This window comes from 'Nostoc azollae' 0708, from assembly GCF_000196515.1.
Taxonomy (GTDB): Bacteria; Cyanobacteriota; Cyanobacteriia; order Cyanobacteriales; family Nostocaceae; genus Trichormus_B; species Trichormus_B azollae.
Window position 1 is genome coordinate 1,136,170 of record NC_014248.1, and the last position, 20,169, is coordinate 1,156,338.

Sequence of the window (20,169 nt, forward strand, 5' to 3'; positions counted from 1 at the left end):
ATCAAAGTTTATATTTAAATTGCCAATACTTTGCTGGTTTATACAGTCATCCTCTAATTAATATTTATTTATCAATATGACATCTTGAATTAACTCTTAAATTAAATTAAGTAGATAAAACTACTTTTAGTTATTTAATTTAATTAAGGTGATAATAAGAAGGTTGTTTGTAGTAGAGTTTGGGCAAAAATTACTGCGTACAAAGTGGTTTTTATTATAGGTGTAAAAAAGTCAATTCTTTGTTTTCTCTCCACATCATACAAACTAGTACCGCAAGGCAAAAGTCAAAAGCCAAAAGCCATATTTAACTAACTATCAACAACAGGGATGAATACTTACAATGGGGAGTTTTGTTTTTGGATCTGTTGGATAAAAAACTCTTCTAAAGATTGATGAGTTAAGTTTATGGTGATGATTTTACCTCCCATCAACCGAAGACTAGCAAGAAAATCGTAGTAATCATCTTGTAATATGCCGTGCCAATCACCACTAGAATCAAATTCTACATCGGGTATCCTTTGTTTGAGAAGTTCTGTATCGCCTCCTTGACCCTTAACATGATATGTACTTTGGGTATCTAAGAGTTCATTGAGAGAACCAGAGCAAATTAATTCTCCTCGATGTAGGATGGCTATGCGATCGCAAATTTGTTCTACTTCACTCAACACATGACTGTTGAAAAATATTGTCTTACCCTCAGCTTTGAGTGCGAGAATAATTTGTCGCATTTGGTAGCGTCCCAAAGGATCAAGTCCAGACATGGGTTCATCCAGGAATACTAAGTCTGGATCATTGATTAATGCCTGCGCCATAGCAATACGCTGAAGCATACCCTTAGAATAACGCCGCATTTGTTTTTTGCGAGCGTCAGCTTGGGATAAACTGACTAACTCTAGCAATTGGGTAATGCGTTGACGTTGCACTTTCTGGGAAATTTGGAATAAACCAGCAGCTAATTCCAAAAATTCCCAACCGGTAAGATAGTCATATAAATAGGGATTTTCAGGTAAATAGCCAATACGTTGCTTGACTGAGCGATCACCTAGTGGCTTACCTAATAATAAACCTCTACCAGAAGAAGGACGGATAATTCCTAGTAACAATTTCAACAGTGTTGTTTTACCAGCACCATTAGGGCCTAGCAAACCAAAGGTTTGTCCTGGGTAAACTTGTAAAGAACAGTTTTTGAGAGATACAACTTTTTGATTCAGCCAAAAACCAATGCGATAGACTTTTCGCAACTCAGAAGTTAAGACTACTGGTGGTTGATCTACAGGATTCAGTTGAGGTTTAGGGGTTTCTACAACAGAACTCATGGTGGTTAAATGACGAATTAGTAGCTGGGTGTGATTAATTACAGGTTAATCAGTAAAACGATAATAACCAGCACTACTTGCTCTGTCAATGATCGGTAATAGAGTAACTTTTGGATTTTCACACTGGTAAATTATAATACTCCCTTAGAGCTAGGAATAGTCTCAGCACGACGAGGATCTATTTCTACAGCCATTCGCATAGCTCTAGCAAAAGCTTTAAAAGTTGCTTCGATAATATGATGGGAATTAATACCATCTAGTTGGCAAATATGCAAGGTCATTTGGCTATGGTTTACCAAAGCTACAAAAAATTCCCGCACCAATTCAGTATCATAAGTTCCTACCCGTTGAGTAGGAATTTGTAAATTATAGGTGAGGTGAGGCCTTCCAGAAAAGTCTAAAGCCACCTGAATTAAAGCCTCATCAAGAGGTGCAAGAAAATTACCAAAGCGGACAATGCCTTTTTTATTACTTAGTGCCTGATGTAAAGCTTGACCCAAGGTAATACCCACATCTTCATTGGTGTGGTGGTCATCAATTTCCCAATCACCTTTGGCTTGGATATCCAGATCAAACAGCCCATGAGAGGCGATTTGATGCAACATATGATCCAAAAAAGGAATCCCGGTAGCAGCCTTGCAAATGCCTGTACCATCAAGGTTAATGGTGACTTGGATATCAGTTTCCCCAGTAGTGCGGTGAACTGTAGCAATGCGGTTGTTAGTCATTGGTCATTGGTCATTGGTCATTGGTCATTGGTCATTGGTCATTGGTCATTATTGGTCATTAGGAAAATTACTTCCCCATCCCCTCATCTCCCTCATCTCCCTCATCTCCCTCATCTCCCTCATCTCCCTCATCTCCCTCATCTCCCTCATCTCCCCTAGTCCCCAGTCCCTATTACATACCCATAATTTCATATCCTGCATCTACATACAGGATTTGCCCAGTCAAGCCGCTGGCTAAATCGCTGCATAAGAAAGCTGCTGTATTACCAACTTCTATCTGAGTAACAGTACGACGTAAGGGGGCAATTTCTTCAACGTGATGAATCATATCCAGAATACCGCCTATTCCTGAAGATGCCAAAGTGCGGATTGGTCCTGCGGAAATACCATTAACGCGAATATTTTGGGGGCCAAGTTCTGCGGCTAAGTAACGAACACTTGCTTCTAATCCAGCTTTGGCTACACCCATGATGTTATAGTTAGGAATTGCCCGAACAGCACCCAAATACGTAAGAGTAACGATACTACCACCCTCTGTCATCAAAGGTTTAGCAGCACCACTTAACTGAACCAGTGAATAAGTGCTAACTTCCAAAGCTTTATTGAAACCAGAACGAGAGGTTTGGCTAAAATCTCCAGTTAAGTCTTCTCTATTAGCAAAAGCTAGACAGTGAATGAGGATGTCTAGTTTTCCCCACTGCTGACGTACAGTTTCAAAGGTAGCTTGAATTTGCTCGTCATTCTCGACGTTACAGGGAAGGAATAAGCTCGGTTTAAGTGGTTGTACTAATTCTGCTACTTTTTTCTCGAATTTGCCTTTTTCATCTGGCAAGTAGGTAATGCCCAAGTTAGTACCTGCTTGATGGAGTTGTTGGGCAATTCCCCACGCGATGGATCGGTTATTGGCAATACCTGTTACTAGAGCATTTTTTCCGGACAGATTCAGCATACAAATTGTTAATGTGATCAATTATTAGGAGCATACTAGAATCTGAGCCTATTTTGAGTTTGTTAGGAATGTGATTTTGAAAAAAACAATTAAGTACTCTTGATCAACTGGGTAACCACAATGCATGAAAATAGATATTTCTTTGAGCCCTTAAGCTTTTCCTCTTACCCCGTACCTTATTTTCAAGTTAGGGTATTGAGTACAACAAATTTTCTGCTCATTGATTAAGAAGTTATAAAGATATTGGAAATTTTTACCCAAAAAAACCTTTTTAGTTGAGCCTCTGAAACTACTTATCAATAACTGCTGGCTAAAAATAACAAGAATTAGGTATCATGATAAACAAATAAAGATAAAGTAGTAGATTTGAGTATAGGAAAAAACAGAAAGGTTGACGGTGCTTTCTTGATTTTTCAGGTGTATTCTTAGGTAATCAGTTTTTATTTTTCCGGCATTGGGTAGGGGAAGGGAGATGATCGTGACACAAGATAAAGCCCTAGCAAATGTTTTTCGTCAGATGGCAACTGGAGCCTTTCCACCGGTTGTGGAGACGTTTGAACGCAACAAAACGATCTTTTTTCCCGGCGATCCCGCCGAACGAGTTTATTTTCTTCTCAAGGGTGCTGTGAAGCTTTCCAGGGTATATGAAGCAGGAGAAGAAATAACGGTGGCACTGCTACGGGAAAATAGCGTTTTTGGTGTGTTGTCATTGCTAACGGGTAACAAGTCAGATAGGTTCTACCATGCAGTGGCATTTACTGCTGTAGAATTACTGTCTGCACCAATTGAACAAGTTGAACAAGCATTAAAGGAAAATCCAGAGTTATCAATGTTAATGCTACGGGGTCTTTCTTGCCGTATTCTCCAGACAGAGATGATGATTGAAACTCTTGCTCACCGAGATATGGGTTCTAGGTTGGTGAGTTTTTTATTAATTCTTTGTCGAGATTTTGGTGTACCTTGTGCTGATGGGATCACAATTGATTTGAAGTTATCTCATCAGGCGATCGCTGAGGCAATTGGTTCTACTCGTGTTACTGTCACCAGGTTACTTGGTGACCTGCGCGAGAAAAAAATGATTTCCATCCATAAGAAGAAGATTACTGTACATAAGCCTGTTACCTTAAGTAAGCAATTTACTTAAAAGTGAACAATTTTATGACACTCGTTTAAATCCACCACCCATTGCTTCAAGGCGTTGCTGGTGGATTTAAATCCACCAGTTCATAGTTGATCACTGTTCTCTATTCATGCTCTGTAATCACAACTGGGGGAGGAAATTGGCACAGATGGTATTTCGAGGGAAAATATACACAGTCGGAGGTAATTTAAAAATTGATTATTTTCTGCTTTTGCCAAGCTCCTTTCCCCCACAGACAATGCTTGAAAGTAGTAGGCTGTATCTGGAAGCATTATGCCTCCGGCACACTACGTGAACGTTAGTTAAAAGATGGCCACCGGGTACATCCTGATAGCAGCTATTTTGATTTTGGGAGGTGTGATTGCTACAGTGGGCGATCGTATCGGCACACGAGTTGGCAAAGCACGCCTCTCACTATTTAAGCTGCGTCCCAAAAATACGGCAGTGCTGGTAACTATTTTTACTGGTGGTCTAATTTCTGCCTCAACCCTAGCAATTTTATTTGCTGCTGATGAAGGATTGCGGAAGGGCGTCTTTGAGTTAGAGGATATTCAAAAAGACCTGAGAAACAAGCGAGAACAACTTAAAACCGCAGAAACGGAAAAAAGCCAAGTAGAAAAACAGCTGACCGAAGCTAGAAAAGAACAAACTCAGGCACAACAAGATTTACAAAACATTAATCAGTCTTTACAAGCTGCCAATGCTAAACAACGCATAACACAAGCTCAACTCAACCGCACCATTAGTCAACAAGCTAAAACCCAAGCTCAACTGCAAGGTACTCAAAGCCGACTTGGTGAAGTAGTGATACAGTATAAACAAGCTAGAACTGAACTACAAACCCTTTATAATCAACGTCAGGCATTGCAAACAGCAGTTGAAGAATTAAAGACAGAACGGCAGCGACTATATGCAGAAGCGAAAAAAGCGATTGACGAAGCAAAAACAGCTATTGAAAAACGCGATCAGGAACTTGCTAATCGCCAAAAAGCTATTGAAAAACGTGATCAGAAAATTGCTAAATTAGATCAACTAATTCAAAATCGTAATCTAGAGATTAAAAAACGGGAGCAAGTAATTGCTACTAGGGAATCTCGTCTCAAAGAATTGGAACAACAGCAAGATTATTTAGAACAAGAAGTAGCAAGGCTGGAAAAATATTACCAGTCATATCGTGACCTGCGTTTAGGTAAATTGGCTTTAGTTCGTGGACAAGTTTTAGCTGCTGGTGTGGTACAAGTTAATCAACCTACTGCGGCTCGTCAGGTACTAGTCCAAATTTTGCAGGAAGCTAACCGCAATGCCAACATTGAATTAAGCGAACCTGGTTCTAATCCTGGGAATGCAGAACTATTGCGTGTTACTCAAGATAGGGTTGAGCAACTAATCAATCAAATCGACGATGGAAGAGAATATGTAGTGCGAATCTTCTCTGCGGGTAATTACGTTAGGGGAGAAAAGCAGATAGAATTTTTTGCTGATGCTACGCGCAATCAATTGGTATTTTCCACAGGTCAAATCCTGGCTACAACTGCGGCTGATATGAAAAACATGACATCATATCAATTAAGGCAACGGCTGGACTTGCTGATTTCTGCTTCCCAATTTCGCGCTCGCAATGCAGGAATTATCGAAACTGTACAAGTAGAGGGTACTTTTCTGCGCTTTTTCGCCCAATTGCAACAGTCTAATCAACCATTAGAAATTAAAGCTATAGCTGCGGAGGATACCTATACCGCTGGACCTTTAAGAGTGAAATTAGTGGCAATTTTCAATGGTCAGGTTATTTTCAGCACTTAAAAAAAATTAAAAATTAAAAATTAAAAAACTCCTACCTATTCCCTGTTCCCTTTTTCCAATGACTAATACACAACCAGCAATTTTAGGGTTTGATCCCGGTCGAGATAAATGTGGTGTAGCTGTGATGGGGGTAGATCGGCAACTGTATGATCATCAAGTAGTCGCTGGGAATGATGCGATCGCTCACATTGAGATACTACGGCGAAAGTTTCCTATTTTCTTAATTGTGATGGGCGACCAAACTACCGCCAAGAAATGGAAACAGCAGCTAAATCAGGAATTAACAGATATGCTAAATATTATTTTAATAGATGAGCGTTATACAACTTTGGAAGCACGCGAGCGGTATTGGCAGATGTTCCCACCAACAGGACTTACTAAACTCTTACCCAAAGGTATGCGACAGCCACCAAGACCGATAGACGATATTGTGGCTATTCTGTTAATTGAACGCTACCTCAACCGCTTAACTTCCAAGAGTCTCACTGACAACTGACAGCTGACTAATTACAATTCTGCTCGAATTGTAAAAGCATAATCTCCCCCTGGTTCCAACTGGTAATCTTGTTTTTCCAAGAAGCGGCCAAGAGGTTCCTTAATTAAAGCCCGACCCTGGGAAGGCTTGACAGAAAGCTCTCCCCGCCGAAAATACCATTCAAAATGCCATTCAAAATCGCCGGCGCTGACATCACCTTCAAGAAAGCCATGTTGCCAAGATTGGCGGGTGATTCTGACGTGGGCGGTAGTTTCTGGTAGACGTTTAGCACTCACTATGCTGGATGTCAAGTATAGGATAAAAGTCAACCATGTTGGTTACTTAATCTTTATGTACCAAAAATCTCTGAAATTGACAAATTGGTAGGGAAGGAAAAGCTCTCATTTTTTCCAGATGTCGCTGGTTGCGGAAATTAATGTAATATTTAACGTATTAAATATTATATTTAATCTTTAATATCCAGTGAATTAAGTGGTGAAATAGGATGCTGCGATCGCTAATCTTAATTTTGTAAAATAGAGTCTAAAATCTCAGGAGTTAAACCTTGGGCTTGTGCTTCTTTACTAAGTTCATCCATAATGTTTCTGAGAGGTTGCACAGCATCTTGTGTAGAATTTAAAAGTTTTAACTGCATATTTGATACAAATTTGAGTTGAATTTGTCGTTGTTCTTCCACGGCACTTTGATAGTAATTTCTTCTATAGTAGCCATATCTTACTCGCCTCTAGTTTTTGCTATTTTATAATCATAATCTCATCTTTAAATTCTCGGTAATTTAGTGGGATTGATTTGATCTGCCTCTGTGCTATTACGCAAAATAAACCACTAATATAGGAATATGGGTAGGTTTAGTTTACGTAACCGCCAGTTAATTGAGTATATTCATAAATAATTAAAAAATCATACAGCGATGCCTTTTACAACAGGCATCGCGGATTTTAGATTTGCGATTTATCCCTAATCCAAAATCTAAAATCCCTAATCGTGTTAACGATTCACTGCCGCAGCTTCCCGCGCCGCAGCTGCTTGATCTGGGTGTATACCCAAGCGTGTCAGGTTAATTCTACCTTTATTGTCAATTTCGCGCACTTTGACAATCACTTCATCACCAACTGCTACTTCATCTTCAACTTTACCAACACGATAGTCAGCGAGTTGAGAAATGTGAATCATGCCTTCTTTTCCGGGCAAAAATTCCACAAATGCACCAATAGGTATAATCCGTGTCACACGACCAACATAAACATCACCTTCATGCAGCTTGCGAGTCATGCCTTGGACAATGTTTCTAGCCCTTTTTGCCCTGCCTTCATCAACGGCGGAAATGGTGACTGTTCCATCATCTTCAATGTCAATTTTTGCACCAGTTTCCTCGGTAATTCCCTTGATGGTCTTACCTCCGGGTCCGATGACTAGACCAATCATGTCGGGATCAATCTTGATTGTCAACAGACGTGGGGCAAAAGGTGAGGTTTCCAGGCGTGGGGTTTCGATAGTCTGGAGCATCTTGTCCAGAATGTTTAACCGGGCAGCTTTGGCCTGGTGGACGGCTTGGGCAATAACTTCTAAGGACAAACCAGATATTTTCATATCCATTTGTAAAGCGGTGATACCACTGTCAGTACCAGCTACTTTGAAGTCCATATCACCCAAAAAGTCTTCAATACCTTGAATATCGGTAAGGACTCGCACTTCGTCCCCTTCCTTAATCAAGCCCATTGCTGCACCGCTAACAGGTTTAAGAATGGGTACACCCGCATCCATAAGAGCAAGGGTAGAACCGCAGACTGAACCCATGGAGGTGGAACCGTTGGAAGAAAGCACTTCCGAAACTACGCGGATGACGTAGGGGAATTGTTCTTTTGGCGGTAGCACAGGTAAAATTGCTCTTTCTGCTAAAGCCCCGTGTCCGATTTCTCTTCTTCCTGGTGCACGCATCGGTTTGGTTTCCCCAACTGAGAATGGGGGGAAGTTATAATGATGCAGGTAACGCTTATGTTGATCTACTTGTAAATCGTCGTTAAGATTTTGGGCATCTCCAGGTGTGCCGAGAGTGCAACAACTTAAGACCTGGGTTAGACCCCGGTTGAATAAACCGCTACCATGCACCCGCTTGGGTAAAACGTTAACTTGGCAGGAAACTGGACGCACTTGATCTAGTTTCCGACCATCCACGCGCACGTTATCTTCGAGGATTTGACGGCGCATAAGATATTTGGTAATGTCCTTAAAGGTATTACCAAGGGCTTTGCTATTTGCTGTAGCAGCTACTCGAATTGGATCTTCTTCTGATAGAGCTTCTATTTCAGCTTTGATCCCATCTTTGACAACATCTAAAGCTGCATCACGCTCGGTTTTGGTTAACGCAAATTGCGCCAAGATTTTTTTAATTTCAGCACTTGCGCAATCGTGAATATAGTTTTCTAGTGTTTGGTCTACTCCTGGTGGTGCTTCTTGCACAATTTTTAGACCCAGTTCTTCTACTAAATCTAGCTGCGCTTGAATTAAATCCCGCACTGCCTCATAACCAAAATCAATTGCCTCGATAATATCTCGCTCTGGCAACTGATTGGCTCCTGCTTCCACCATGATTACACCATCTGGTGAACCGGCGACAATTAGATCCAAGTCTCCCGCGTCAATTTCTGCATAGGTGGGGTTAATAATGAAATCATCACCCACTAAGCCTACCCGAACTGCTGCCATTGGCCCATTAAAGGGAATTTGGGCAATCAGGGTGGCAATAGAAGCACCTGTTACAGCTAACACATCGGGCGGTACTTGCTCATCCATTGACAGGGTGAAAGCAATGACTTGCAAATCATCCCGCAACCATGAAGGGAATAGAGGACGTAGGGGACGGTCAATCAGACGGCTGGTGAGAATCGCTCTTTCTGGTGGACGACCTTCTCGGCGCATGATACCACCAGGGATTCTCCCAGCGGCATACAATCTTTCTTCATAATCTACAGTGAGGGGAAGAAAATCTATGCCTTCTCTGGCTTGCGAGCGTGTAGCAGTCACCAAAACAGCAGTATCCCCCGATTCTATCAACACCGACCCACCCGCTTGGGGGGCTAACAGTCCAACCTTCAGCCGAATATCCCGTCCATCAAAGGATATTGACTTATCAACTTCTGCCATTCAGTTTTTTTTCCTTCTATGCACACTATTCTCTCTCTGTGGCAATCCTAACATTTATGGAATATAGACGGCTTCTATTCAATACAAAGATCAATAAGGTTAGCTCAGTAAGTTCAAGTAAATTATGATATACAGATCATCCCATGGATTCACCCAACATCAGTTAACAGTAAATCTGGTCGCCGCTAAGAACCCCCCTAAGTAAATATATTTAGAATGTACTCGTATATATACTAAGCGTAGTTACGTAATATTTAACTGCGAAGGACGCAGATGATAAGGAAGAATAAGAGTTTAGGAGAGGTTTGGTGTAAGTGCTAATCAAATAGGAATCCCATTATGAAGGGTTCATTACTTAATTGCAAATTTTTATTACAATGATTGTACAAATAGATAAGGATAGGTTACATATATCTATCTTTCTTTATGAAGTCCAAATTCTTCCATGAAAAGGAAAATATTTTTCTTACTAGTCAATATTGTTCTGTTAATATAAAAAATATTGCACTAAGAAATATGGCAATCTTACACGGTAGCTGGTTACTAAAAAATCAAAATAATTATTTATTTATTTGGGGAGAAACTTGGCGAAATTCCCAGATAAATTTAGAATTTATAACTTTATCAAAATTGCCATTAAATCCCTTGGCTATGATACCGGAGGAATTGAAAGCATTCTTGGAAGCAAGTAATTTTAAATTGCCTAATAATATTAATCAAAATTACTCAGATGCTAATAGCAGAACTAAATTTAAAAAAGGTAAAAATACACCAGAAGAAATAGACCTGCTGAATACAACCCAAATTATTGCTATTTTAACAAATTTTATCGGCAAAGATACCATTTCGCCAGTACACTCTGCTAGTTTAGGCGTTGATAAAAAAACTCCACAATATTTACAACCTTGGAAAGTAGAAGGTTTTTATTTACAACCCACCACAGCCATAAAATTTTTAACTTCTCTCCCATTGAGTTCAACCGATGGAAAAAACTCATTGTTGGGGGGAGATATATATTTCTGGGTACAAATAGCTCGTTGGAGTTTAGATTTAATCTCACGCTGTAAGTTTTTACCAACAGTTAAAAAAAAAGCAGATGGTTCTTTAGTTGCTGAATGGCAGGTACTTTTAGACAGTGCTTTGGATACCACTAGGTTAGAAAGATTTGCTGCTAAAATGCCATTAATTTGTCGTACTTATCAAGAAGATAGGAGTGAAAATCTGCAACATTTAGCAGTTGATCTACCATTACTACCAGAAGAATTAATTTTAGAATTTCTCACTAGCATCATAGATGCCCAAATACGGGATATGCTTGCTTCTCAATCTCCCATTGAAAATAGGTTAATGATGTCTTTACCACCAGCCGTACAGCAGTGGTTACAGGCTTTAACTGGTGCATCTAATAAAATTAATGACGATGCAATGGGATTGGAAAGACTAGATGCTGCACTCAAAGCTTGGATTCTACCTTTACAATATCAATTAACAGGCAAAGCTTCATTTCGTACCTGTTTTCAACTCCATCCTCCAAACTCAGAAAAAACAGATTGGATACTAGCTTATTTTCTCCAAGCAGCAGATAATTCTGAATTTTTAGTAGATGCAGTAACTATTTGGAAGTATCCTGTAGAAAAATTAGTTTATCAGAATCGGACAATTGAACAGCCCCAGGAAACATTTTTACGGGGTTTAGGTTTAGCTTCTCGATTGTATCCAGTTATAGCTCCTAGTTTAGAAACTGAATCTCCGCAATTTTGCCAACTCACCCCTATGCAAGCTTATGAGTTTATCAAATCTGTAGCGTGGAGGTTAGAAGATAACGGTTTAGGAGTAATTATACCACCAAGTTTAGCCAATCGTGAAGGATGGTCTAACCGCTTAGGATTAAAAATTAGTGCCGAAACACCAAAGAAAAAACAGGGACGTTTGAGTTTACAAAGTTTGTTAAATTTTAAGTGGCAATTAGCAATTAGTGGACAGACAATTTCTAAAGCTGAGTTTGATAAATTAGTAGCGTTGAATAGTCCTTTAGTAGAAATTAATGAAGAATGGGTTGAACTGCATCCCCAAGATATTAAAACTGCCCAAAATTTTTTTGCATCTCGTAAAGAAGAGATATCTTTATCATTAGAAGATGCTTTAAGGATTAGTACAGGAGATACTCAAGTAATTGAAAAACTACCTGTAGTTACTTTTGAAGCTTCTGGTGTATTGCAAGAATTAGTTGGGGTTTTAACTAATAATCAAGATATTCAACCTTTACCAACTCCTAGCAATTTTCACGGACAATTACGACCTTATCAAGAACGAGGTGCAGCTTGGTTGGCTTTTCTGGAACGTTGGGGTTTGGGTGCCTGTCTTGCGGACGATATGGGACTGGGTAAAACGATCCAGTTCATCGCTTTCCTACTTCATCTTCAAGAACAGGATGCACTAGAAAATCCAACTCTCTTAGTTTGCCCTACTTCTGTTTTAGGTAATTGGGAAAGAGAAGTAAATAAATTTGCTCCCACCCTCAAAGTTTTACAACATCATGGTGATAAACGACCCAAAGGAAAAATCTTTACAGAAACAGTTAATAAATACGATCTAGTAATTACTAGTTATTCACTCGTGCAACGAGATATAAAATTATTACAAACCGTGAATTGGCAGATTGTTGTTTTAGATGAAGCCCAGAATGTCAAAAATGCAGATGCAAAACAATCGCAGGCAGTGAGACAGTTAGAAACTAAATTTCGCATTGCTTTAACAGGGACACCAGTAGAAAATAGATTGCAGGAATTATGGTCTATTTTAGATTTTCTCAACCCTGGTTATTTGGGTAATAAACAGTTTTTCCAGCGACGGTTTGCTATGCCCATTGAAAAATATGGTGATACGGCTTCTTTAATGCAGTTACGTTCTTTGGTACAACCTTTTATTTTGCGTCGCTTGAAAACTGATAAACAAATTATTCAAGACCTGCCAGAAAAGCAGGAAATGACTGTATTTTGTGGACTGACTGCTGAACAAGCGCAACTATATCAACAGTTGGTAGATGAATCTTTAGTTGAGATTGAATCAGCGGAAGGTTTACAACGCAGAGGAATGATTTTAGCTTTATTAATTAAGCTGAAACAAATTTGCAATCACCCTGCACAGTATTTAAAAGAATCAAGTTTAGCAAAACACAATTCTGCTAAATTACAACGTCTAGAGGAAATGTTAGAGGAAGTTTTAGCAGAGGAAAACCGCGCTTTAATTTTCACCCAATTTGCTGAATGGGGTAAATTACTTAAACCATATTTAGAAAAGCAGCTAGGTAGGGAGATCTTGTTTTTATATGGTAGCACCAGTAAAAACCAACGTGAAGAAATCATTGACCGTTTCCAAAATGACCCCCAAGGTCCACGAATTATGATTCTTTCTTTAAAAGCTGGTGGTGTGGGTTTAAACTTAACTAGGGCAAATCATGTATTTCACTTTGATAGATGGTGGAATCCCGCTGTAGAAAATCAAGCTACAGATAGAGTATTTAGAATTGGACAAACTAAGAATGTACAAGTACATAAATTTGTGTGTACTGGGACTGTAGAAGAAAAAATTAATGACATGATTGAAAGTAAAAAACAATTGGCACAACAAGTTGTTGGTGCTGGTGAAGAATTGTTAAGTGAATTAGATACAGACCAACTACGCAATTTACTATTACTTGACCGTAATGCCATAATTGATGAGGATGAAGAATGACTAATTTTACCTTACAAGCAAGTAGAGAATGGTGGTCACAAAGATGGCTAGATTTACTAGATTCCTATCGATTTAAAAAGCGGTTAGAACGGGCTAGGAGTTATTATAGACAAGGGAATGTTTTGAGTATTGAGTTTAAAGATGCGAAAGTTTTAGCGTGGGTACAAGGTAGTGAAGCAGAACCTTATAAAGTTTCTCTTTTTCTTGACTCTTTTAGTGATGAAGAGTGGGGTTATGTGATTGAAACGATGTCCCATAAGTCAGTTTTTGCGGCTAAGTTACTAGCAGGAGAAATGCCACAAAAGATAGAAGAAGTATTTACATCTAACGGACTTTCGTTGTTTCCTTTTACTCTGGGTGATGTTCACGGTAAATGTTCTTGTCCTGATAAAGCAGTACCTTGTAAACATATTGGTGCGGTATATTATCAATTAGGCGATCACTTTAGTGAAGACCCATTTGTTTTATTTCAATTACGGGGACGTACCAAAGAACAAATCATTAGCGATTTACGAAATTTACGCAGCAATAAGAATATAAATTTGGCTTCTGAAAGGTTTATACAAGAAGAAAAATATACTCGTCAATCGTCAATTTATCAACATAAATATTCCATAAAAATAGATGAGTTTTGGCAATATAATGAGCCTTTAGAACCTTCTTTAGTAGTAATTATTCCTTCCTTGAATGAGACAGTATTAGATATTTTGGGTACAATTCCTCTGGCTAAAGATGAAGAAGATTTAGGAAATTCACCTGTGGGTGATGTCATTATCAATTATTTACAAAGTGTCTACAAATATATTAGTCAAAAGGCTGTTTTCGCAGCAATGAATGTGGGTGAATAAATTCATACTAGTACTGCCGTGAATTTAAAATACCGCTTCCAGCAGGCTGCGCCAAGAAAATTCAAAATGTATACGGCATGAGCTTATCAGAGATTTTGAATAGTTGGTTTATTTATGCCAATACGTACTGGTTATTATGTTTTTAGATATACTCTTAATTACCCTGAAGTGCCTCTGCAGGACTCTACTTAGTACAAAGTACCCATATTATTTAATTCCTAGCGCATAATGGCGAAAATAAGAGATTAAAAGTTCATAATTCAGAATGGGGAATTTTTTGGTAAAGTTATTAACAAGTTTATTTTTTGGTAGCTTGTGATTAAAGTGCTGTAATAGCTCAAAAGATTTAGACTTACAGGTAAGAAAAGCTAATGTCACACCTTATTGATACTCAATTCTCGTAAACACTACATAGGAGCATATATGGAGCCAATTATTGCTATAGTTTTAGCACTCATAGGTTATGCTTTAGGATCTGCAAAACAGATTAATCAAGGTAATGAAGCTTTAGTTGAACGCTTGGGACGGTATCATCGGAAACTTAAACCAGGTCTTAACTTTATTGTTCCTTTTATTGACCAAATTGTCATGGAGGATACAACACGGGAGCAGGTTTTAGACATTAAGCCTCAAAATGTGATTACTAAAGATAACGTCTATTTAGAAGTTGATGCTGTTGTTTACTGGCGGATCACAGAGATTGAAAAAAGCTTTTATGCAATTGACAATCTGGAACAGGCACTATCTAATTTAACCACAACTACACTACGGGAAATTATCGCTCAGAATACCTTAGAAGATACCAGTATGTCCAGAGCCAATATGGATAAGTCTCTGTTAAGCGAGTTAAATCCAATTACTAAGGAGTGGGGTGTTGATATTATGCGGTTGGATATTCAGAGTATTACACCCCCTGAAAGTGTGCGTAAGTCAATGGAAGAAGAACGTGCTGCGGAAATAAAAAAACGGGCGCTGATTTCGGAAGCGGAAGGTGAAAGACAAGCTGCAATTAAAAAAGCAGAAGGAACTAAAACTTCTATGCAAATTATCGGTGAAGCCATACGTTCCCATCCTGAAAGTAGAGAAATTCTTCGGTATCTTGTTGCTCAAGATTATGTACAGGCTAGTCAAAAACTCGGTGCAAGTAATAATGCTAAAATCGTCTTTGTAGACCCGGCTAATTCTACAGATATGTTTCAGGAGTTGATTTCGGAATCTGTCTCTAAAGAAGAACCAAATCAGACTACTGGTAATGTTAATGGCTCTACTTAATAAGACTTTTTAATAACACCTTAAAAGGTGAGTCATTGTATTGTCATTATTTTTTAACGACTGTCCTGGTTGAAAATAGATGAAACGTAAGAATTCAGGAGTCAGGAGTCAGAATGTTTGAGAAATTGGTTAATTATCAAATAGGTATTTTTGGTCTTAGCCTGAAAAAGCTCATAGCTGAATGCTTACGATGAAACTTTCTTCCTAGTTATCTGCGTTTTTTAAGATTATCTTTGCTGTCTATAGATAGCATCAGCAACTAGTAAGACATCTCGCATTTCTGGAACATCGTGAACTCTGACGATATCAGTACCATTAAAAATGGCTGCACAACACGCTGCTGCTGTTCCCCAAACTCTGGCTTTTGGATCTGGTTGGTTTAAAATTTTGCCTATAAAATTTTTACGGGAAGCTCCCACCAGTATTGGACATCCAAGCATTTTTAAGGTTTGCAAGCGGCGAAAAATTTCTAAATTATGCTCATAGTTTTTAGCAAAGCCAATACCTGGATCAATAATAATTTTGTTCTGTTTAATACCTACAGCAATAGCGGCAGAAATTTGCTGTGATAAAAAACTATAAATTTCCCCCATTAAATCCTGATAATAAGTTTTTTCTTGCATTGTTTGGGGAGTTCCTCGGATGTGCATTAACATAATTGGCACATCTAAACTGGCTACAGTTGGCAACATTTCTGGGTCGTAGGTACCTCCAGAAATATCATTGACTATATCTGCTCCGGCTGCGATAGCAGCTTTAGCTACATATGCTCTAGTTGTATCTACAGAAATGGGAACGGCAATTTCTGGTCGAATTATTTGTAACACTGACAGCAGTCGGTCAAGTTCTTCTGTGAGAGTGATTAGTTTTGCGCCTGGTCTGCTTGATTGACTACCTATATCAATGATATCAGCACCAGCAGCTACCATTGCTTGTGCCTGGGCTAAAGCGGCTGATGTTGTGTTAAATTGACCACCGTCACTAAAGCTGTCAGGGGTGATATTTAAAATTCCCATCAAATAAGTCCGCTGTCCCCAGATGAAACAGTGTTCTCGAATAATTAATTGGTTTGACATAATTTAATGGAGTTAATAGGGATGCAGGAGAGATTGGTGGAAATCAATAATTACGTTCGCGAAGCGTTTCCGAAGGAAATATTAAGAATTGGTGGAACTGCATATATTGGTAATTAATCAATTAGATAATTTCAATATTTTTTGACAGCCCTCGAGTAAAAAAATATTTTTATCTATCAACTGCTTTCTTCAGAGCAGCAATAAAGACATCAACTTCTGAACGAGTATTGTAGAAATACAGACTTACTCTAGCTGTGGGTTGAATACCAAGCGATGCAAAATCTGGCTAGCATGAAAACCTGAGTTAATCACTATTGCTGACTGATCCAGGATTTTACATAAATTTACATAAATCGTTAGCATGGATTTCACCAGGAGTAAAAATAGAAATGGCTAATCTGCCTTTGGTAGCAACTTATGGGGTAGGACCATAAATGAGAATTTGCAGAATTTGTTGCAATTTTTGGAAGAGATAACGCGATATTTCTAATTCTTCAGCATAGATTTTATCCATACCAATCTCAGTCAAATAATCAGTCGCTGCACCGAATGTGATCGCATGTGCTATGGCTGGTGTCCCCGCTTCAAATTCATAACGTATATCTGCGTAATTAAGATGGTCTCGAAAGAGATTAGCATTCATCTTCGCACCCTCCAGAAATGGAGGCATTTGTTGTAGTATTTCCAACTTGCCATACAGAAAGCCTATTCCCAAAGGGCCACACATTTTATGTCATGTCCAGAAGGAACTAACCAATCACAGTCCATTTGCTTGACATCAATGGGGAGATGCGGCAGACTTTCGCAAACATCAATTAAAACTTTAGCTCCGTATTGATGAGCAATAGCAATAATGTCTTCTACTGGATTTACACAACCTAAAGAAAGTATTAGATATATGTACAACAGTCACTAACTTAGTACGTGGGGAAGGCAAAGACTGAAAATGTTCTAAATTTAATTCTTATGTTTCAGTAAGTTCTACAAATTTTAGGAATGCACTAGTTTTTTGAGCAATCATCTGCCAGGGAATGATATTGCTGTCATGTTCCATCACACTCATAATAATTTCATCACCACTTTTTAAGTTACTAATTCCCTAACTATAAGCTACTACATTTATTGCTTCTGTAGCATTACGAGTGTAAATAACTCCTTGGGGTGTAGCATTAATAAATTGGGTAATTTTTCGCCTAGTTCCTTCATAGAATTTATTTGCGTGATCGCTTAAAGTATGAACGCCACGATGAACATTAGAATTGTAGGTTTCATAGAATTCCCGGAGTGTATATATCACATTTTGAGGTTTTTGAGATGTTTCAGCATTATCTAAATAAATCAGAGGTTTAGCGTTAATTTTTTCGCGCAGAACTGTGGAATCAGTTTGTGGAACTGGCAAAAGGACGTGATGCTCGCATTGTCGTGATGACCCTGGCTTCAGGGGAACGCAGAGAAGCGGGAGATGACTATCGAGTGCTTTTGAGCGGTTAGGTGTAGAGCATGTGGAAGTTGTGGACACAGCCGCAAAGGAAGATGCAAATGATCCGAGAGCCATAGATGATTAACTCAAGTTAATTAAACGATTTGGATATGGATTTGGTAACTTTAGCAATTTTCGTCTACGCAGTTTATTAAACTGGTACTTTAGTATGAATTCTCCATAAAAGAGACGCAAGGACCATTAAATTGTGTTGACAACTGTAAAAAAATATCACAACCTTTGATTATGAAGTTAGTGACTTATTATTATAAAGTAACTGAGGTGTTTACGCCTGCACTGACTTTCATCCCCGGGTTAAAAGACATTTAACCCTAAAAACTTTTGGGACCTTTAGGGTTAAATACCGGGGTTTTCAGTCTATTTTCTTATAATTAACAATCCTGGCAAAACTATCAGCTTCTAGACTAGCACCTCCTACAAGAGCGCCGTCAATTTCTGGTTGTGCCATAATCTCATCAATATTGTTTGGTTTGACTGAACCGCCGTATTGAATTGAGACGTTAGGATTAGTCAATTGAGATCGAATTAGGCCAATTACCCGATTTGCTTCTGTGGCTTCACAGGTGTCACCAGTTCCTATTGCCCAAATTGGTTCATAAGCAATAACCAAATTCTTTTGATTAATGTCCACTAAGTCTTTTTCTAGCTGGGAGATAATCAGTTTTTCGGTTTCCCCTGCGTCGCGTTGTTGTTTGGTTTCACCAACACAGAGAATGGGGATTAGCCCATGCTTTTGGGCTGCTTTGAGGCGGAGGTTAACGGTTGCGTCTGTTTCGCCAAAGTATTCCCGTCTTTCGCTATGACCAACTATGACATAGCGCACACCAATTTCTGTGAGCATGGGAGCAGCAATTTCACCTGTGTAGGCTCCATTTTCTTCCCAGTGGACGTTTTGTGCGCCTAGTTGGATAAGGCTACCATGCAAATATTTGGACATGACGCTTAAGTCAGTGAAGGGAGGACAGAGTACAATTTCTCGTTCTGAGGGTGTTTCCTCCAGGTGGGGCAGAAATCCGCGTAAGAATGTTTCGGATTCTGACCAGGTTTTGAACATTTTCCAGTTACCGGCAATAACGATTTTTCGCACAGGTGATTTTGTCAACATGCTAACGCTACAAGATGCATTTTTCACTGTACTACTTTTTTGCACATTCCTTGATATACTGGCTGGGGAAAGTGCTTTCGTTTCTCGTTCCAGGTACAAAGATACAAAGAAGAAGGGGCAAAATCGGAGTTGTGTGGCGATCACACCGTCTCCAAGCAATTAAACGTAATTAAATATAACTATATTCAGAAAAATTAATGAGGCTCAAATCCTCTTCCCTGTTACCTTTTCTGCTATTGTTCGTAACCCGTTAATAGTAACACAATATACAAGTGTTATGGAAGCGCTCGCTGAATTAGTAGCATAAGAGCAATTTGTTCCGTCTCTAAAGCCACTGATAGCCAAATGGATAACTTACTGGTGGAGGCACGCTCTAGCTCTGTCCTGGTTGTAGAAGATAATCAACCAGTGGGGATTTTCACAAAAAGGGATGTGGTTCGACTGAGCGCCCAAAAACGAAATCTAGACAACCTAGCCATCCGTCATGTGATGGCTCATCCTGTTGTCACCTTGTATGAGTCGGAACTTACTGACCTCTTTTTTGCCGTTAATCTACTCTAACACCATCGCATTCGCCATTTACCAGTGGTTGATGAGCAAAATCAACTGGTGGGATTGCTGACTCACGAAAGTTTCCGGCAAAAATCACGCCCAGTAGATTTGTTCCGGTTGCGGTTTGTGAATGAAGTGATGACGAGAAGGGTGATTTGTGCGGATCATGATGTTTCCATATTCGCCATTGCTCGCTTAATGGCAGGAAATCGAGTTAGTTCCATCATGCATGATTGTGCAAACACAGCAATGGCGAAAAATTCCCGTTGGTATTGTAAGTGAGCGTGATATTGTGTAGTTTCAAGCCTTAAACCTGAATTCTGAAACCTGTTCAGCACAGGCTATTATGAGTACACCTGTTTTCTATGTCAATGGCGATGAATCTCTGTGGACTCTGCAGCAGATAATCGAGCAGCGATTGATTCAGCGTTTAGCAGTGTCAGGAACACAAGGGGAACTCCTAGGCATTGTTACCCAAAGTAGCATTTTATAAGTCCTTAATCCCT

Annotated in this window: 17 protein-coding genes and 1 pseudogene; 9 read left to right on the plus strand and 9 right to left on the minus strand. The window is 39.2% G+C overall.

The genetic code is table 11. From position 1 onward, the window contains the following. Positions 1-335: 335 nt before the first annotated feature. The 3 genes from AAZO_RS05155 to fabI all read right to left on the minus strand — a co-directional run bounded on the left by AAZO_RS05155 (position 336) and on the right by fabI (position 2,993). Positions 336-1,316 carry an ABC transporter ATP-binding protein gene (locus AAZO_RS05155; protein ID WP_013190437.1) on the minus strand — a complete coding sequence of 327 codons (981 nt, stop codon included), beginning with the start codon at positions 1,314-1,316 and terminating at the stop codon, positions 336-338. A 131-nt stretch (positions 1,317-1,447) separates the two neighbouring features. Continuing rightward, the gene (hisB, locus tag AAZO_RS05160; RefSeq protein ID WP_013190438.1) at positions 1,448-2,044 is read right to left on the minus strand and encodes an imidazoleglycerol-phosphate dehydratase HisB; all 597 of its coding nucleotides are present in this window, start codon (positions 2,042-2,044) and stop codon (positions 1,448-1,450) included. A gap of 172 nt (positions 2,045-2,216) precedes the next feature. Next, complete coding sequence (gene fabI, locus AAZO_RS05165) at positions 2,217-2,993, minus strand: enoyl-ACP reductase FabI (protein WP_013190439.1); 777 nt, start codon at positions 2,991-2,993, stop codon at positions 2,217-2,219. A 472-nt stretch (positions 2,994-3,465) separates the two neighbouring features. Here fabI and ntcA point away from each other — a divergent pair, with 472 nt between their 5' ends. The 3 genes from ntcA to AAZO_RS05180 all read left to right on the plus strand — a co-directional run bounded on the left by ntcA (position 3,466) and on the right by AAZO_RS05180 (position 6,430). Next, positions 3,466-4,137 (plus strand): global nitrogen regulator NtcA, encoded by a 672-nt coding sequence (gene ntcA / locus AAZO_RS05170; RefSeq protein WP_013190440.1) that lies wholly within the window; start codon positions 3,466-3,468, stop codon positions 4,135-4,137. A 306-nt stretch (positions 4,138-4,443) separates the two neighbouring features. Then, positions 4,444-5,934 (plus strand): DUF3084 domain-containing protein, encoded by a 1,491-nt coding sequence (locus tag AAZO_RS05175; protein WP_013190442.1) that lies wholly within the window; start codon positions 4,444-4,446, stop codon positions 5,932-5,934. Between the two features lie 58 nt (positions 5,935-5,992). Beyond that, complete coding sequence (locus AAZO_RS05180; protein ID WP_013190443.1) at positions 5,993-6,430, plus strand: RuvC family protein; 438 nt, start codon at positions 5,993-5,995, stop codon at positions 6,428-6,430. An 11-nt stretch (positions 6,431-6,441) separates the two neighbouring features. Here AAZO_RS05180 and AAZO_RS05185 read toward each other — a convergent pair whose 3' ends face one another. From AAZO_RS05185 to AAZO_RS05195, 3 genes are all read right to left on the minus strand, one after another. Then, a complete protein-coding gene (locus AAZO_RS05185) occupies positions 6,442-6,705 on the minus strand; it encodes a DUF3146 family protein (protein WP_013190444.1) in 264 nt (87 codons plus the stop codon). A 227-nt stretch (positions 6,706-6,932) separates the two neighbouring features. Beyond that, positions 6,933-7,106, minus strand: a complete 174-nt coding sequence (locus AAZO_RS05190; protein ID WP_013190445.1) for a hypothetical protein — start codon at positions 7,104-7,106, stop codon at positions 6,933-6,935. Positions 7,107-7,417: 311 nt separating this feature from the next. Continuing rightward, positions 7,418-9,574, minus strand: coding sequence for a polyribonucleotide nucleotidyltransferase (locus AAZO_RS05195; protein WP_013190446.1), 2,157 nt, complete (start codon positions 9,572-9,574; stop codon positions 7,418-7,420). Positions 9,575-10,090: 516 nt separating this feature from the next. Here AAZO_RS05195 and AAZO_RS05200 point away from each other — a divergent pair. From AAZO_RS05200 to AAZO_RS05210, 3 genes are all read left to right on the plus strand, one after another. Then, entirely contained in the window at positions 10,091-13,309 is a 3,219-nt protein-coding gene (locus tag AAZO_RS05200) for a DEAD/DEAH box helicase (protein WP_013190447.1), read from the plus strand. Continuing rightward, entirely contained in the window at positions 13,306-14,157 is an 852-nt protein-coding gene (locus AAZO_RS05205; RefSeq protein WP_013190448.1) for an SWIM zinc finger family protein, read from the plus strand. Before AAZO_RS05200 ends, AAZO_RS05205 begins: the two co-directional genes overlap by 4 nt. A gap of 423 nt (positions 14,158-14,580) precedes the next feature. Next, the gene (locus tag AAZO_RS05210) at positions 14,581-15,429 is read left to right on the plus strand and encodes an SPFH domain-containing protein (RefSeq protein ID WP_013190449.1); all 849 of its coding nucleotides are present in this window, start codon (positions 14,581-14,583) and stop codon (positions 15,427-15,429) included. 227 nt (positions 15,430-15,656) lie between these two features. Here AAZO_RS05210 and folP read toward each other — a convergent pair whose 3' ends face one another. The 3 genes and pseudogenes from folP to tpiA form a co-directional block, all read right to left on the minus strand. Then, positions 15,657-16,505 carry a dihydropteroate synthase gene (folP, locus tag AAZO_RS05215; RefSeq protein ID WP_013190450.1) on the minus strand — a complete coding sequence of 283 codons (849 nt, stop codon included), beginning with the start codon at positions 16,503-16,505 and terminating at the stop codon, positions 15,657-15,659. Between the two features lie 169 nt (positions 16,506-16,674). Continuing rightward, positions 16,675-17,904, minus strand: a pseudogene (locus AAZO_RS05220) (aminotransferase class V-fold PLP-dependent enzyme). 454 nt (positions 17,905-18,358) lie between these two features. After that, on the minus strand, positions 18,359-19,093 hold the full coding sequence (tpiA, locus tag AAZO_RS05225; protein WP_041642625.1) for a triose-phosphate isomerase: 735 nt from the start codon (positions 19,091-19,093) through the stop codon (positions 18,359-18,361). A gap of 363 nt (positions 19,094-19,456) precedes the next feature. Between tpiA and AAZO_RS36930 the strand changes: the two genes are divergently transcribed. The 3 genes from AAZO_RS36930 (at position 19,457) to AAZO_RS36940 (ending at position 20,156) form a co-directional block, all read left to right on the plus strand. Beyond that, the gene (locus AAZO_RS36930) at positions 19,457-19,672 is read left to right on the plus strand and encodes a CBS domain-containing protein (protein ID WP_041639501.1); all 216 of its coding nucleotides are present in this window, start codon (positions 19,457-19,459) and stop codon (positions 19,670-19,672) included. A 24-nt stretch (positions 19,673-19,696) separates the two neighbouring features. Next, positions 19,697-19,945, plus strand: a complete 249-nt coding sequence (locus tag AAZO_RS36935) for a CBS domain-containing protein (protein WP_041639502.1) — start codon at positions 19,697-19,699, stop codon at positions 19,943-19,945. A gap of 64 nt (positions 19,946-20,009) precedes the next feature. Beyond that, complete coding sequence (locus AAZO_RS36940; protein ID WP_228371510.1) at positions 20,010-20,156, plus strand: CBS domain-containing protein; 147 nt, start codon at positions 20,010-20,012, stop codon at positions 20,154-20,156. Positions 20,157-20,169 lie beyond the last annotated feature (13 nt).